General features: G+C 68.2%; 16 protein-coding genes. 14 read left to right on the forward strand and 2 right to left on the reverse strand.

Annotation, left to right across the window (positions count from 1 at the left end):
* The first annotated feature begins 35 nt into the window (after window positions 1-35).
* The 10 genes from rimM to EVU97_RS09100 all read left to right on the forward strand — a co-directional run bounded on the left by rimM (window position 36) and on the right by EVU97_RS09100 (window position 8403).
* The gene (gene rimM / locus EVU97_RS09055) at window positions 36-581 is read left to right on the forward strand and encodes a ribosome maturation factor RimM (protein ID WP_129665218.1); all 546 of its coding nucleotides are present in this window, start codon (window positions 36-38) and stop codon (window positions 579-581) included.
* 3 nt (window positions 582-584) lie between these two features.
* Window positions 585-1766, forward strand: a complete 1182-nt coding sequence (trmD, locus tag EVU97_RS09060) for a tRNA (guanosine(37)-N1)-methyltransferase TrmD (RefSeq protein WP_047311982.1) — start codon at window positions 585-587, stop codon at window positions 1764-1766.
* Window positions 1767-2044: 278 nt separating this feature from the next.
* Window positions 2045-2410, forward strand: coding sequence for a 50S ribosomal protein L19 (gene rplS, locus EVU97_RS09065; protein WP_118912716.1), 366 nt, complete (start codon window positions 2045-2047; stop codon window positions 2408-2410).
* Between the two features lie 29 nt (window positions 2411-2439).
* Window positions 2440-3087: a signal peptidase I gene (gene lepB / locus EVU97_RS09070; RefSeq protein ID WP_129665220.1), complete on the forward strand. Its 648-nt coding sequence runs from the start codon at window positions 2440-2442 to the stop codon at window positions 3085-3087.
* 26 nt (window positions 3088-3113) lie between these two features.
* Window positions 3114-3857 (forward strand): ribonuclease HII, encoded by a 744-nt coding sequence (locus EVU97_RS09075; protein WP_240730179.1) that lies wholly within the window; start codon window positions 3114-3116, stop codon window positions 3855-3857.
* The gene (locus EVU97_RS09080) at window positions 3854-4174 is read left to right on the forward strand and encodes a DUF2469 domain-containing protein (RefSeq protein WP_047311985.1); all 321 of its coding nucleotides are present in this window, start codon (window positions 3854-3856) and stop codon (window positions 4172-4174) included. The genes EVU97_RS09075 and EVU97_RS09080 overlap by 4 nt, the downstream gene beginning before the upstream one ends.
* Before the next feature lie 127 nt (window positions 4175-4301).
* Window positions 4302-4700: a YraN family protein gene (locus tag EVU97_RS09085; RefSeq protein WP_118912713.1), complete on the forward strand. Its 399-nt coding sequence runs from the start codon at window positions 4302-4304 to the stop codon at window positions 4698-4700.
* Complete coding sequence (locus EVU97_RS09090; protein WP_240730180.1) at window positions 4697-6229, forward strand: YifB family Mg chelatase-like AAA ATPase; 1533 nt, start codon at window positions 4697-4699, stop codon at window positions 6227-6229. Before EVU97_RS09085 ends, EVU97_RS09090 begins: the two co-directional genes overlap by 4 nt.
* Window positions 6226-7377 carry a DNA-processing protein DprA gene (dprA, locus tag EVU97_RS09095; protein WP_129665224.1) on the forward strand — a complete coding sequence of 384 codons (1152 nt, stop codon included), beginning with the start codon at window positions 6226-6228 and terminating at the stop codon, window positions 7375-7377. Before EVU97_RS09090 ends, dprA begins: the two co-directional genes overlap by 4 nt.
* Window positions 7378-7425: 48 nt before the next feature.
* Window positions 7426-8403 carry a tyrosine recombinase XerC gene (locus EVU97_RS09100; protein WP_129665226.1) on the forward strand — a complete coding sequence of 326 codons (978 nt, stop codon included), beginning with the start codon at window positions 7426-7428 and terminating at the stop codon, window positions 8401-8403.
* 7 nt (window positions 8404-8410) lie between these two features.
* Here the strand turns inward: EVU97_RS09100 and EVU97_RS09105 are convergent, their stop codons facing one another.
* Together EVU97_RS09105 and EVU97_RS09110 are read right to left on the reverse strand one after the other, a co-directional pair.
* Window positions 8411-8959 carry a M23 family metallopeptidase gene (locus tag EVU97_RS09105; RefSeq protein ID WP_129665228.1) on the reverse strand — a complete coding sequence of 183 codons (549 nt, stop codon included), beginning with the start codon at window positions 8957-8959 and terminating at the stop codon, window positions 8411-8413.
* Between the two features lie 81 nt (window positions 8960-9040).
* Window positions 9041-10216: an aminotransferase class I/II-fold pyridoxal phosphate-dependent enzyme gene (locus EVU97_RS09110; protein WP_129665230.1), complete on the reverse strand. Its 1176-nt coding sequence runs from the start codon at window positions 10214-10216 to the stop codon at window positions 9041-9043.
* A 333-nt stretch (window positions 10217-10549) separates the two neighbouring features.
* On the opposite strand from EVU97_RS09110, the gene rpsB reads away from it, so the two are divergent.
* The 4 genes from rpsB to pyrH all read left to right on the forward strand — a co-directional run bounded on the left by rpsB (window position 10550) and on the right by pyrH (window position 14338).
* The gene (rpsB, locus tag EVU97_RS09115; protein WP_129665232.1) at window positions 10550-11473 is read left to right on the forward strand and encodes a 30S ribosomal protein S2; all 924 of its coding nucleotides are present in this window, start codon (window positions 10550-10552) and stop codon (window positions 11471-11473) included.
* 117 nt (window positions 11474-11590) lie between these two features.
* The gene (tsf, locus tag EVU97_RS09120) at window positions 11591-12415 is read left to right on the forward strand and encodes a translation elongation factor Ts (protein ID WP_047311992.1); all 825 of its coding nucleotides are present in this window, start codon (window positions 11591-11593) and stop codon (window positions 12413-12415) included.
* Between the two features lie 196 nt (window positions 12416-12611).
* The gene (locus EVU97_RS09125; protein ID WP_129665234.1) at window positions 12612-13508 is read left to right on the forward strand and encodes a D-hexose-6-phosphate mutarotase; all 897 of its coding nucleotides are present in this window, start codon (window positions 12612-12614) and stop codon (window positions 13506-13508) included.
* A gap of 74 nt (window positions 13509-13582) precedes the next feature.
* The gene (pyrH, locus tag EVU97_RS09130) at window positions 13583-14338 is read left to right on the forward strand and encodes a UMP kinase (RefSeq protein ID WP_047311994.1); all 756 of its coding nucleotides are present in this window, start codon (window positions 13583-13585) and stop codon (window positions 14336-14338) included.
* The last annotated feature ends 7 nt before the right edge of the window (window positions 14339-14345 follow it).

Here is a 14345-nt window from a genome sequence, read left to right on the forward strand (position 1 = left end):
ACGAAGCGGTGGGCATGTCCTGACAGAATGGAGGCATGGATGAAGTTGTCGTCGCACGAATCGGAAAGGCCCACGGGCTCAAAGGTGAAGTGACGGTGCAGGTGCACACCGATTCGCCCGAGGAACGCTTCGTCGCCGGGGCAGCCTTCGTCACCGACCCCGCTCACCGCGGACCGCTGACGCTGCGGTCGACGCGCGTCCACAACGGCATCTACCTCCTGGCGTTCGAGGAGGCTCCCGACCGCACCGCTGCCGAGGGGCTACGCGGCATCAACCTGCTTGCGGCCGCGGACGAACTGGTCGAGGACGACGCCTGGTACGAGGAAGACCTGCTCGGCTTCGGCGTCGTCCTCGAGGACGGCACGGCCGTCGGAACTGTCAAGGGTCTCGAATCGCGGGAGATGCAGGACCTGCTCGTCGTCGACGGGGTGGACGGCTACGACGTTCTCCTGCCGTTCGTCGAGGAGATCGTGCCGGAGGTCGACGAGGACGAGCGCCGCATCGTCGTCACACCGCCGCCCGGCCTGCTGGAACTGGGACGCCCCACCGATGCTCACTCCGACGACGTCGAAGAAGCCTGATTCGTGCGCTGCGACATCATCTCGATCTTTCCGGAGTACCTTGAACCGCTGAACCTCAGCCTGCCCGGCCAGGCCCAGCGCAAGGGGTTGCTCGAGGTCGCCGTGCACGACCTGCGCGACTTCGCCCACGACCGGCACCGCACCGTCGACGACACGCCCTACGGGGGCGGCGCCGGCATGGTGATGAAACCTCAGCCGTGGTGGGAGGCGTTCGAGCACGTGCGCGGCCTCGGCGAGGGCACGCCGACGCTCATCGTTCCCGGGCCCGGGGGAGAGGTGCTCACGCAGAAGGTGGCGCGTGAGCTCGCCGACGAGCCCTGGATGATCTTCGCCTGCGGCCGGTACGAGGGCATCGACGAACGCGTCTACGAAGCGGCCGCTGAGGTGATGCCTGTGCGCGTCATCTCCCTGGGTGACTACGTCCTCAACGGCGGTGAGGTCGCGGTGCTCGCCATGATCGAGGCAGCCGCACGGCTCCTGCCGGGCTTCATGGGGAACGCGGAGTCGCTCGTCGAGGAATCGCACGAGGACGGCCTGCTCGAGTACCCCGTCTACACGAAGCCGGCGTCATGGCGTGAGCGTGAGGTTCCGCCGGTCCTCCTCTCCGGCGACCACGCCAAGGTGGCGGCATGGCGGCACGAGCAGCGCCTCGAACGAACGGCCGCCCGGCGCCCCGACTTGCTTCACGCGTCGGCGGCGCTCGCGGGCATCGACATCGTGCCGCAGGCGCTCGTGCCGGCCGACCTCGGCGAACTCATGACCCTGCAGCGCGCCTGCTGGGCCGGAGAAGTGGCCGGTGCCGAGCCGGAGCACGCCTGGTGGGAAGCGCCGGCAGAAACCGTCGATGATCTGCGTGACGCGCAAGCGAACTGGACGACGTGGGTGGTGCGCAGCGAGGGGCGTCTCGTCGCCTCGGTGCGCGCCCGCCGGCTGCCCGAGCGTCAGACCACGTGGGAGATCGGGCGGCTCATGGTTGCGCCCGACCTCTCCGGGCGTGGCCTGGGTCGCGCGCTGCTCGAGTACGCAGAGGCCGCAGCGCCCGCCGACATCACCCGCTTGCGCGTGAACGTAGACGTCGGACGTGAGCGCGTCCTGCGCCTCGCGAAGAAGGCCAAGTACAGGGTGATGCCGGGTGGGGGCACCCGTTCCGGCACGGTTGACCTGGAGAAGCGACGCCAGAGCTGACGCTCCACGCACGCCCGTGTCCAGGAGGTCGCGCGATTTCGTGAGAGCGCGCCCGCTCTGGCAAGATGAGTCCTTGCGTCTTGTCACGACGAGTCCCCGCCGCAGGGGGAGTGGCACGGCCGGTCGGTACCCCCGGGGTTTTGATCCAGATCATCTCGGGCATCACCGCACCGAACACGCCGGACCATGAGACTCGACGAGGCGCACAACCGACAGCAACTCGGCTCCGGCCGAGCCTGACCGTGGCAACCTGCGTGTGCCACAGATTTGAGTAGATCATGAAGAAGTTCGACGCGATCGACGCGGCGAGCCTGCGCTCCGACGTCCCCGACTTCCGCGCCGGTGACACGCTGAACGTCCACGTCAAGGTCATCGAGGGCACGCGCTCGCGTGTCCAGGTCTTCAAGGGTGTCGTCATCCGCCGTCACGGCGGCGGCGTCGGCGAGACCTTCACCGTCCGCAAGGTTTCCTTCGGTGTCGGCGTGGAGCGTACCTTCCCGGTGCACACCCCGGTCATCGACAAGATCGAGGTTCTGACGCGCGGTGACGTCCGTCGCGCCAAGCTGTACTACCTGCGCGACCTGCGCGGTAAGGCTGCCAAGATCAAGGAGAAGCGCGACGCCGTTCCGGCCAAGAAGGCCTGAACCTCGCGACGAACCGAAGCGACCCTGCGATGAAGCGTCACGCTGCGTCCGGTCGCTCACCCGAAGGCGCGACCTCACGACGAGGTCGCGCCTTCGGCGTTCCCTGGCGGCGGACGGCCATCGGCGTCCTCAGCGTCATCGTCGTCGGAATGCTCCTCGCCCACGCCTTCTGGTTCGAGACCTTCACCGTGCCGTCGCGCTCGATGGAACCGAACTATGGGGCCGGCGACCGCATCGTCGTCGACAAGCGCGCCGAGTTCGCCCGAGGTGACGTCGTCGTCTTCTCCGGCGAGGGCTCGCTTTATCAGCCCGCCGAACGCGGGGGAGTGCTCGCCGTCATCGACACCGCATCCGGATGGCTCGGGTTCCGCCCGGACGAGCAGGACTACCTCAAACGGATCATCGGTGTCGGCGGCGATCACGTCGTCGTCGACCACAAGGGCGTGCTCACGGTGAACGGTCGACGTGTGGCCGAGCCGTACCTCGGACGGGGCTCGAAGCGAGCCTCGGCACAGCCGTTCTCCGTGCGAGTGCCCGAGGGAAAGCTGTTCGTCATGGGCGACAACCGAGATGACTCCGACGACTCCCGCAACCATCTCGGTGACCCCGGCGGGGGGTACGTGCCCGTGGACAAGGTGGTCGGTCGCGTGGCGTGGAAGTATTGGTCCGGCTCATGAGCCCGGACGCCGAGAGGAGGCCCGACGTGGCGGTTCGTACCCCGTCGAAGACGCCCACCCTGCGCCTCGAGCGGCAACTGCTGCGCGACGGGCGAACACTGATCGCCGGCATGGACGAGGTGGGCCGCGGCGCCCTCGCGGGGCCGGTGAGCGTGGGCGTCTGCGTCGTCTCCGCGACGACGGGCACCGTGCCGCAGGGCGTCAAGGATTCCAAGCTCGTGCCCGAACCCAAGCGTCCGGCGCTGGCTGCGAAGGTGCGCCGATGGGCCGTCGCAGGCGCCGTCGGGCACGCCAGTCCTGCCGAGATCGACGAGATGGGCATGACACGGGCACTCCGTCTCGCCGGCACCCGGGCGCTCGCGGCCCTCGAGGTGACGCCGGACGTCGTCATCCTCGACGGCAAGCACGACTGGCTCACCGAACCCGAGAGCGTCGGCCTGCTCGGACTACTCGACGCGGTGGACGTCGTCGGGGGTGCACCCGAGGTCGTCACCCAGATCAAGGCCGACATGCGGTGCTCGTCGGTGGCCGGGGCAAGTTTGCTCGCGAAGGTGGAGCGTGATGCCATGATGGCCGAGGCTGCCCCCGACCACCCCGTCTACGGGTGGGAGATCAACAAGGGGTATTCGGCGCCCGGACACCTGGCGGCGATCGCCGAGCACGGGCCGTGTGAGTTGCACCGTCGCTCGTGGAAGACTTTCCGCGCGGCCGAGGCAGAAGACCAGCAGGTGCCCGAAGCACACCATGACGTGAGGAGCACGCAGGCATGAGCGCCGAGGACCTCGAACGGTACGAGAACGAGCAGGAACTGGCCCTCTACCGCGAATACCGCGACGTCGTCGGGCTCTTCCGCTACGTCGTGGAGACCGAGCGTCGCTTCTACCTGTGCAACGCCGTCGACATGAAGGTGCGTGGTGAGGGCGCCGACGTCTTCTTCGACGTCACGATGCAGGACGCGTGGGTGTGGGACATCTACCGCCCGGCGCGCTTCGTCAAGACCGTGCGCGTCGTGACGTTCAAGGACGTCAACGTCGAAGAACTGTCGAAGAACGACCTCGAGATCCCCGACGGCCCCGACTTCACCTGATTCGCCCACAGATGTGACGCTCACGGGGTGCTCGTCAGCACCCGAGCAGCCTTCTCCACAGGTCCGCTGCTTCCGAAGGTGACCAGTAGAACCTCCGAGACCTTTGCTGGTCCCGGAGGTGGTGGACATGGACCACGATACGAGGGCCGCGGCGTCGCGGTCTGCGGCGACCGAGGCGCGCCGAACCCTGGGCCGGGACGGCGAAGAGCTCGTTCGCGCGTACCTGGAGAACCGCGGCTACGAGGTCGTCGACACCAATTGGCGCTGCCGTGAGGGGGAGATCGACCTCGTCGCGATCGACGGTGGCGAACTCGTCGTCGTCGAGGTCAAGACGCGTCGTTCGCTGCGCTTCGGACGCGCGGTCGAGGCCGTCACCGAGGAGAAGCATCGGCGCCTGAGGCGGTTGGCCGGGCTCTGGGCCGCCGAACACGAGGTGCGGGCACGCGGTGTACGTGTTGACGTCATTGGCGTCGAATGGGCGGGGGAGAGAGCCCGCATCGATCACCGCAAGCGGGTGATCCTGTGAGCTTCGGCAAGACGAAGGCCGTCGTCGTCACCGGCATCGACGGTCTCGTCGTCGATGTCGAGGTGAGCGTCGGGCAAGGGCTGCCCAAGGTCGTCATCTCCGGGCTGCCGGACACGGCGGTGTCACAAGCGCCGAACCGTCTGCGTTCGGCAATGACGCAGTCGGAGCTGACGTTCCCCGACACGCGTCTCACGATCAACCTCGCTCCTGCCTCGGAACAGAAGTCCGGGGCCGGCCTCGATCTCGCCATGGCTGTCGCGATTCTCGCGGCAACCCGTTCCCTCGACCCCGCTGACGTCGCCCGCGTGGGGCACATCGGCGAACTCGGCATGGACGGCAGCGTCAGGGAGGTGCGCGGCGTCCTCCCGGCGTGTGTCGCCGCGCTTGCGGGCAACGTGCGTGAGTTGCTCGTGCCCGCCGCGAACGCAGCCGAGGCATCGCTCGTCAGCGGTATTCGGGTGCACCCCGTGCGTTCGCTGTCGGATGTCGTCGCCTTCCACCGCGTGCGCGCCCAGGGCAAGACGCTCGACCTGCCGTGGCCGGAACCCGGCGAGGAGGCCGAGCCGGAGGAGACCGGCGACCTGCGTGATGTCGTCGGACAGTACGAGGCACGGGCTGCCATCGAGGTGGCTGCCGCCGGTGGTCACAACGTGTCGATGATCGGTCCGCCCGGTGCGGGAAAGACCTTGCTCGCCAGCCGCCTGCCGAGCATCCTGCCGCCGCTTTCACGGGAGGAAGCTCTCGTCGTCACGAGCGTCCAGTCGGTGCTCGGCAAGGTCGACGGGCAGGCGCTCAAGGAGCGTGCGCCCTTCGTCGCGCCCCACCACAGCATCACGATGCCGGCGTTGGTCGGCGGTGGGACGGGGCGGCCCCGCCCCGGAGCCATTACCGAAGCGCACGCTGGCGTGCTGTTCCTCGACGAGGCGCCGGAGTTCAAGCGGCCGGTGCTCGACGCGCTGCGTCAGCCCCTCGAGCGTGGCTTCGTCACGATCACCCGGGCCCAGCAATCGGTGCGGTTTCCCTCACGCTTCCAGCTCGTCGTCGCCAGCAATCCGTGCCCGTGCGGGCGCTACACCGGCTCAGGTGCGGGATGTTCGTGCGGAACTCGAGCCCGACGCGAATACCTCAAACGCCTCTCCGGGCCGCTACTCGACCGCATTGACGTCCACCTCCAGGTGCCTGCTGTGACGCGAGCCGATCTCGCGAGCGGGCCGGGGGAGAGCAGCGAGGAGGTGGCCGCGCGGGTGCGTGAGGTGCGCGAGCGCTCAGCGCGCCGTTGGGCGCCACTGGGGCTGGCGCTCAACGCGGAGGTGCCCGGTTCGATCCTGCGCTCCTCGCCGTGGTCGCTTACCCCGGCAGACACGGCAACGCTGGACGCCGCCCTCGACACCGGAAACCTCACCCTGCGCGGCTACGACCGCACACTGCGCCTGGCCTGGACCCTGTGCGACCTACGAGGCGCAGACAAACCCACGAAGGACGACGTCTACGCCGCCCTCACTCTGAGAGAAGGGCAGCAAGCAGCATGACCACGACGACCTCCCGCAACGACCTTCTGTCAGGAACGGGGCACGCCTGGCGTGACGCAGCCGAGCAGGACGAACAGCTCGCCCGCCTCGTGTGGGCGCACATCGCAGAACCGCGCGATGCCAAGGCCCAGCTGCTCATCGACGGCGTGGGGTACCCCGAGGCGCTCGCCGCGGTGCGTACGCACCCGGAGAAACTCACCAATTTCGCCGCCCGCCTGGAACAGCTCGACCTTCCCGAGCAACTGCGGCGCATCGAGACGTTCGGCGCTCGCATTCTCCTGCCCTCGTACGACGGCTGGCCCGAGCGACTCGACGATCTCCCTCAGCCGCCGCACGCCCTCTTCGTCGTCGGCGAGGCCGACGTGCGGTCGTTGTGCGAGCGCTCCGTCGCCCTCGTCGGGGCGAGGGCGGCCACCCACTACGGCCAGCGCGTTGCCGCCGAGATCGCTCTCGGGGTTGGCAGCCATGGCGTGGCCGTGGTGTCAGGCGGGGCCTTCGGCATCGATGCCGCGGCGCATCGTGGGGCCCTCGCCGGCGACGCCGGCACTGTCTGCGTTCTGCCCGGTGGGGTCGACCGCCTCTATCCGAGCGCTCATGACGCACTCTTCAGCGCCATCCGAGAGCGGGGAGCCATCGTGAGTGAGATGCCGCTCGGATTCGCTCCGATGAGGCAACGCTTCCTGCACCGCAACCGACTCATCGCCGCGCTGACGCCGGGCACGGTGGTCGTCGAGGCGGGGTTGCGTTCGGGGTCGCTCAGCACGGCCAGGCGCGCCGAGGAGATCCAACGCGTCGTCGGGGCCGTGCCAGGGCCGGTCACCTCGGCCGCCAGCGCCGGCTGCCACGAGCTCGTGCGCGACGGCGCGGCGGTGCTCGTCACCGGGGCCGACGACGTCATCGAGTTGATGGCCGGGTACGGGGCACAGCAGACGACGCGCGACACCCTCCCTGCGCTCGTCAAACCGGAGGATGCGGTGGGCGCCACGGCTCGCGCCGTCTGGGATGCCTTGCCGGTGCGCCGCGCTGCGAGCGTCGACCACGTCGCGACGAGTTGTGGCAGGACTCCCAGGGAGGTGCTGACGGCACTCGGCGAGCTTCTCGCTGCGGGGCTGGCCGAGAAGGTGGACGGTGCGTGGCGCAAGGCGTGACAGTGTCGGTGCAGCGAGGACGTGGAGGTCGCGCACTACCCTCGAACCATGTCCGGACCGGCCGCCAGCGTGATCGAACGCTTCCTCGATCACCTCAGCGCAGAACGTGAGCGTTCGCCCCACACAGTGCGTGCGTACGCGGGCGACTTGGAAAGTCTGCGCCATCACCTCGACGAGGTGGGCGTCGGCTTCTGGGGCGATCTCACACTCACCCACCTGCGCGGATGGCTCGCGGGCGTCAGTGAGAGCGGCGCATCACGCACGACGGTGGCCCGCCGGGTCTCGAGCGCGCGCACCTTCTGTCGGTGGGCGAAGAAGCAGGGCGTCATGGCGACGGATCCGTCGCTTCGGCTCACGGCGCCGAAGCGGCACGCGTCGCTGCCGGACGTGCTGCAGGCGTCGCAAGCCGCGCAGATCCTCGACGCCGCGCGCGACAGGACGAGTGCTGGAGGTACCGGGGAGACGCGCTCCAGCGATGCAGCCGAGAGGGCGGGCGGCGAGAGCGATCCGACGACGCGCGCCGTGGCGCTCCGTGACGCCGCCGTCCTCGAGCTCCTCTACGCCACGGGGATGCGCGTCGGCGAACTCGTGTCTCTCGACGAAGCGAGCCTCGACGAGACGAATCGACTCGTCCGTGTCATGGGCAAGGGGCGCAAGGAACGCATGGTGCCCTACGGCGCGCCGGCCGAAACGGCGCTGCGCCTCTGGCGATCGACGGGGCGTCCCGCGCTCGCGCAACCCGCCTCCGGCAAGGCTCTGTTTCTCGGCGTGCGCGGCGGACGCATCGACCAACGCCAGGTGCGCAGCATCGTCCATGCGGCCACATCCGCCGTCGAGGGAGCACCAGATCTCGCGCCTCACGGTCTGCGCCATAGTGCCGCGACGCACCTCGTCGAGGGCGGCGCCGACCTGCGAACGGTGCAGGAGTATCTCGGGCACGCTTCCTTGTCGACGACGCAGATCTACACCCACGTGTCGGCGGAGCGTCTGCGCGCGGGCTACGTCCAGGCGCACCCACGGGCCTGATCACCGCTCACAGCGGCGGCAGCAGTACGGGCCGAATGCCCGAGACCAGCGTCAGTGGGTCGCGGTAGACGTCCTTGGCCACCTTGTACCCCCAGTGCAGGCAGCGTTCCTCGCAGTGACCGCCGGAAGTGATCTCGCCGATCACCTGGCCTCTGCTCACGTGGTCGCCACGCTCGACGTCCGCCGCCACCGGCTCGTACGTCGTGTCGAACCCCTCCGGATGGCGCAGCGTGATGACCGGACGTCCCGCGATCGTGCCGACGAACGTCACAGTGGCGTCCGAGGGCGCCTTGACCGACGTGCCTGGCGTCGTCGCAAGGTCGACACCGCGGTGGCCCGCACCCCACTTCACCCCGGGAGGGTCGAACCGCCGCGTCACAACGTGCGGGTCGACCGGCCAGGCAAACCGCTCGGACGGAGCAACGGCGTCGCGCGTCGGGGAGCTGCTCTGAGCCGCGGGCACAGGCGCCCGAGTGGGCGGTGACGCTGCTGCGTTGCTCGCGAGGAGCACGACGACGGCGCCGACGAGCGCAGGTCGAAGGCGGGCAGGTGACATGCCCTCAGCTTCGATTGCCTGCCCTGCTCACCGGCAGCTGAGCAACTGGTGCCCTGTGGAAATGTCTGTTCGAGAGGCCCCTCAGGCCCGCTGGCCGTACGTGTCCACAAGCCGCCTCACGGCTTCGTCGATCGTGGAACGCTTCTTGCAGAACGCGAAACGCATGACACTCGCCATGCCGCTCGCCTCGGCGTCGTCACAGAACACGGACGCCGGAACAGCAACCACGCCCGCCGCCTCCGGCAGCTCCAGCGCGTATTGCTCAGCGTCCGTGACGCCGTGCGGAGCGGCATCAGCGAGGACGAAGTAGCCACCCTGCGGGAGGACGATGTCGAAGCCGGCAGCGCGCAGGCCGTCGGCGAGCACGTCACGTCGAAGCGCCATGTCCTCGCGCAAGCCGGTGAAGAAATGGTCGGACATCTCAAGACCCGACGCGATGCCGAGCTGCAGGGGAGTGCCGGTACCGAAGGTGACGTACTGCTTCGCCCCGTTGACGACGGCGACGAGGTCGGCCGGGCCGGTGACCCAGCCGATCTTCCAGCCCGTCGTGTTGAACGTCTTGCCGCCCGAGCCGAAGGTGAGGGTTCGCTCGGCCATGCCCGGCAGCGTCGCCATCGGCACGTGCTCGTGGGGCGCGAAGGCCAGGTGCTCGTACACCTCGTCGCACATGACGATCGCGTCGTGACGCGTCGCGAGTTCGCCGATGAACGCGAGCTCCTCGCGGGTGAACACCTTGCCCGTCGGGTTGTGCGGCGTGTTGAGCAGCACGACGGCCGTGCGCTCGCTGAAGGCCGCTTCGAGGGCGGCCTCGTCGACGGCGAAGTCGGGGAAACGGAGCGGCACCGTTCGGCGCACACCGCCGGCGCGCTCCACCATGGCAGCGTACGAGTCGTAGTACGGCTCGAACATGACGACCTCGTCGCCGGGGGAGACGAGGCTAAGCACCGACGCCGCAATGGCCTCGGTGGCGCCGGTCGTCACGAGGATCTCGGACGCCGGGTCGAGCTCGATCCCGTACCACCGCTGCTGGTGCCGGGCGATGGCGGCGAGCAGTTCGCCGGTGCCCCGCGCCGGCGGATACTGGTTGTGGCCACCGTTGATCGCCTCGATCGCGGTGTCGCGCACCGTGGCGGGGCCGTCGGAGTCGGGGAAGCCCTGGCCGAGGTTGACCGCGCCGGTCTCGGTGGCCAACTGAGTCATCCGGGCGAAGATCGTTCCGCCCGCGGGAGCAGTGATGGAAGAGCGCTTTCCGGTCATCGCCTCACCGTAGCCGACCGGCATTCGGGCCGATTTCTTGGCGGGGCAACCCAACCGGTATGCTGGAGGCACGTCTTGTGTGTCCACGTTCGGATGCGTTCACTCGCCCCGGTGCGTTGACGAAGAGGAGCGAGGCTCACGAGACGAATTCGCGTGACCTTCTTTGCGACGGCGCGACCCGGTAACGGGCCGCGCGTGAAGCGAGGTCGACGTCCAGCAGTCCGACACCGTGAACCTCTGCGAGGGGAATGGGGCCGGCGGCCGTCGATCGGGTCACCAGGGCAGCAATCCGGCTGCAAGAACTGAAACCTCTAAATGAAAGGGGACTTCGGCATGGCCGTCGTCACCATGCGCCAGCTCCTCGAGAGCGGCGTCCACTTCGGACACCAGACCCGTCGTTGGAACCCGAAGATGAAGCGCTTCATCATGACGGAGCGCAACGGCATCTACATCATCGACCTGCAGCAGTCGCTGACCTACATCAACGACGCCTACGAGTTCGTCAAGCAGACGGTCGCCCACGGCGGCACGATCCTGTTCGTCGGCACCAAGAAGCAGGCTCAGGAGTCCATTGCCGAGCAGGCCACCCGCGTCGGCATGCCGTACATCAACCACCGTTGGCTCGGTGGTATGCTCACCAACTTCCAGACGATCAGCAAGCGCCTGACGCGTCTGAAGGAGCTCGAGACCCTCGACTTCGACAACGTTGCCGGCTCCGGCTACACGAAGAAGGAGCTCCTGCTCCTCTCGCGTGAGAAGGCCAAGCTCGAGCTCGTCCTCGGCGGTATCCGTGAGATGAGCAAGGTTCCCTCCGCCGTGTGGATCGTCGACACGAAGAAGGAGCACCTCGCGGTTGACGAGGCCCGCAAGCTCGGCCTCCCCGTCATCGCGATCCTCGACACCAACTGTGACCCCGACGAGGTCGACTACAAGATCCCGGGCAACGACGACGCGATCCGCTCCGTGACGCTGCTGACGCGCGTCATCGCCGACGCCGTCGCCGACGGTCTCATGGCTCGCTCGCAGGGCAAGTCGGGCGACGCCGCCACGACCAACGAGCCGATGGCCGAGTGGGAGCGCGAGCTTCTCGCCTCCGAGGACGCCGCTGCGAAGACCGACACCGAGACGGGCGCCACGTCCGTTAAGGAAGCTGCTGACTCGACGGCCGCCGCCGCGACGAAGGACCCGGCCGAGGCCGCTGCTCTGGCCAAGGCCGAGGAGAAGCAGGCTCAGGCCATCGCCGACTCGCAGGCCTGATTTTCCAGACCTTCACCGCTTCGTCATCCGCCCGCCGTCGCTCTCGACCAGAGTGACGGCGGGCGGGTGACCGAGCACCACCACAGCATTCTTTCGACTCACCGAGGAGCGAAAAACATGGCGAACTACACCGCCGCTGACATCAAGGCGCTGCGCGAAGCAACCGGCGCCGGAATGATGGACGTCAAGAAGGCTCTCGACGAGGCTGAGGGCGACAAGGCCAAGGCCACCGAGATCCTTCGCGTGAAGGGCCTCAAGGGCGTCACGAAGCGTGAGGGCCGCTCGGCCTCCAACGGCCTCGTGACGGCCAAGGTCGAGGGTGGCGTCGGCACCCTCGTCGAGATCAACTGCGAGACGGACTTCGTCGCCAAGGGCGACAAGTTCATCACCCTCGCCGACCAGGTCCTCGCGCAGGCCGTTGCCGTCAAGGCGACGAACGCCGAGGAACTGCTCAAGTCGGACATGAACGGCCAGACCGTCGAGGACGTCCTCAACGAAGCCAACGCCACGATCGGCGAGAAGATCGTCGTCAACCGCGTCGGTCGCCTCGAGGGCGACGTCGTCGTCTCCTACCTGCACAAGACGAGCCCGGACCTCCCGGCTCAGATCGGTGTTCTGGTGGCCGGTTCCGGCGACGAGACGACGCTGCGTGACATCGCGATGCACACGGCCGCGTTCTCCCCCTCGGTTCTCACGCGTGACGAGATCGACGCTGACGTCGTCGAGAACGAGCGTCGCGTCGCGGAGGCCACGGCCAAGGAGGAGGGCAAGCCGGAGGCTGCTCTGCCGAAGATCATCGAAGGCCGTGTCAACGGTTACTTCAAGGAGAACGTGCTGCTCGAGCAGCCGTTCGCCAAGGACGCCAAGAAGTCGGTCGCCAAGGTGGCCGAGGAGGCCGGTGCAGAGGTGAAGGGCTTCCTTCGCTTTAAGGTCGGCGTCTGACAAGCAGGAGGCGAAGGTTGTCGACGTGGCGAGCGCTAGCGAGCTCCGTCGGCGGCCGAAGCCGAGTGCGCAGTCAGACGCCAGAAAAAATAGCGTCTGACTGGTGACCGCACTGACTCAGCCCGCTCCCAGCCCACGCGGCAGGGAGCGGGCTTTGTCATGCCCAGTGCTCAACCCCATCCGTTACCGTGACCCCATGAGCGACTTCATCACCGAGCTCCCCGCTTCTGTCACCCGCATCGACGGCCTCGACGGCGGCGATGCTCTGCGGGTCGACGGCACCCGCTCGTCGTGTGTGGTTCAGCTGCACGGAGCCCACGTCACGAGTTTCGTCCCGGTCGGTGGGGAGGAGATGTTGTGGATGAGCCCTCTTGCGAAGGCGGGCGCGTCGGCGATCCGTGGTGGCGTGCCGGTCTGTTTCCCGTGGTTCGGGTCGGGTGTTTCGGGTGAGATGAAGCCGTCGCACGGTCCGGCGCGTGTGGTGCCGTGGCGTCTCGTGGAGGCGGACGACGATGCGGAGACCGTGCGGTTGCACTTCGAGTTGTCGCACGCCGATGTCGCGGGTGCCCCGGGCGGTGACCGCTGGCCGGAGGGGCTCGTGGCACACTACGTGGTCACCTTCGGGGAAGCCTTGGCCCTCGAGCTGGGCGCCGTCAACGAGGGCTCCGTGGACGTCACGGTCGAGGCGGCCCTGCACACCTACCTCAGGGTCGCCGACGTGCGGCAGGTCGCCGTCGAGGGCGCCGAGGGTGCCTCGGTGCTCGACCAGCTCACAGGGCGCACGCACACCCAGGACGGTGCCGTCGTGTTCGACGGTGAGGTCGACTCGATCGTCCACCTCGAGGACGCCCCGTTGCGCCTGGTGTCGCGTGACGACGTCGCACGCAGCCTGCTGACGTTGACCCGCGAGGGCAGCGGTGACGTCGTCGTCTGGAATCCGCACATCGAGAAGGCCTCGGCCATGGGCGACGTCCCCGATGACGCGTGGCCGGGCTTCGTCTGCATCGAAACGGCGAACGTGCGCGACAACGCCGTCACCTTGGCGCCCGGAACCTCCCGCGCCATGCGGGCCACCTATGTGCCGGGGGAGTGACGCTCGTTTCCGCTGGCCGTGACGCGTGTGAAAGTATTGCTCGACGCATGTCCGAGAGCCTGCCAGGAGGCGAAATGAGCGACATTCCGAGCGGTCAGCCGGTCACCGGCGAGACGCGCACCCCCTACACGCGAGTGCTGCTCAAGCTCTCGGGCGAGGTCTTCGGCGGCGGAAGTGTCGGCGTCGACCCGGAGGTCGTGCGTGCGATCGCCCGTCAGATCGCTCCGGCCGTCCGCTCCGGCGTCCAGGTCGCGGTCGTCGTCGGTGGAGGCAACTTCTTCCGCGGTGCCGAACTGCAGCAGAAGGGCATGGACCGCAGCCGCGCCGACTACATCGGCATGCTCGGCACCGTGATGAACTGCCTCGCTCTTCAGGACTTCCTGGAGAAGGAGAACATCGAGACGCGCGTGCAGTCCGCCATCGAGATGACGCAGGTCGCGGAGCCGTATATCCCGCGCCGCGCGATCCGTCACATGGAGAAGGGCCGCGTCGTCATCTTCGGCGCGGGTGCAGGCATGCCGTTCTTCTCCACCGACACCGTCTCCGCCCAGCGTGCGCTCGAGACGCACTGTGACGCCGTGCTCGTCGCGAAGAACGGCGTCGACGGCGTCTACTCCGACGACCCGCGCAAGAACCCCGAGGCGGTCAAGCTCGACACCGTCACGCACGCGGACGCCCTGGCGCGCGGTCTCAAGATCGTCGACGCCGCCGCGTTCAGCCTGTGCATGGAGAACAAGCTGCCCATGGTCGTGTTCGGCATGGAAGGCGAAGGCAACATCACCCGCGCTCTGCAGGGTGAGAAGATCGGAACGTTGGTCGCCGCGTCCTGATTCGGGC

Origin of the sequence: Dermacoccus sp. 147Ba (assembly GCF_004151355.1) — a bacterium.
Lineage (GTDB): Bacteria > Actinomycetota > Actinomycetes > Actinomycetales > Dermatophilaceae > Dermacoccus > Dermacoccus abyssi.

Excerpts from the sequence above, each read along its gene's own strand:
- rimM (WP_129665218.1), top strand. The coding sequence starts at position 36 with ATGGATGAAGTTGTCGTCGCACGAATCGGAAAGGCCCACGGGCTCAAA.
- rplS (WP_118912716.1), top strand. The coding sequence starts at position 2,045 with ATGAAGAAGTTCGACGCGATCGACGCGGCGAGCCTGCGCTCCGACGTC.
- lepB (WP_129665220.1), top strand. The coding sequence starts at position 2,440 with ATGAAGCGTCACGCTGCGTCCGGTCGCTCACCCGAAGGCGCGACCTCA.
- EVU97_RS09080 (WP_047311985.1), top strand. The coding sequence starts at position 3,854 with ATGAGCGCCGAGGACCTCGAACGGTACGAGAACGAGCAGGAACTGGCC.
- EVU97_RS09085 (WP_118912713.1), top strand. The coding sequence starts at position 4,302 with ATGGACCACGATACGAGGGCCGCGGCGTCGCGGTCTGCGGCGACCGAG.
- dprA (WP_129665224.1), top strand. The coding sequence starts at position 6,226 with ATGACCACGACGACCTCCCGCAACGACCTTCTGTCAGGAACGGGGCAC.
- EVU97_RS09100 (WP_129665226.1), top strand. The coding sequence starts at position 7,426 with ATGTCCGGACCGGCCGCCAGCGTGATCGAACGCTTCCTCGATCACCTC.
- EVU97_RS09105 (WP_129665228.1), bottom strand. The coding sequence starts at position 8,959 with ATGTCACCTGCCCGCCTTCGACCTGCGCTCGTCGGCGCCGTCGTCGTG.
- EVU97_RS09110 (WP_129665230.1), bottom strand. The coding sequence starts at position 10,216 with ATGACCGGAAAGCGCTCTTCCATCACTGCTCCCGCGGGCGGAACGATC.
- rpsB (WP_129665232.1), top strand. The coding sequence starts at position 10,550 with ATGGCCGTCGTCACCATGCGCCAGCTCCTCGAGAGCGGCGTCCACTTC.
- tsf (WP_047311992.1), top strand. The coding sequence starts at position 11,591 with ATGGCGAACTACACCGCCGCTGACATCAAGGCGCTGCGCGAAGCAACC.
- EVU97_RS09125 (WP_129665234.1), top strand. The coding sequence starts at position 12,612 with ATGAGCGACTTCATCACCGAGCTCCCCGCTTCTGTCACCCGCATCGAC.
- pyrH (WP_047311994.1), top strand. The coding sequence starts at position 13,583 with ATGAGCGACATTCCGAGCGGTCAGCCGGTCACCGGCGAGACGCGCACC.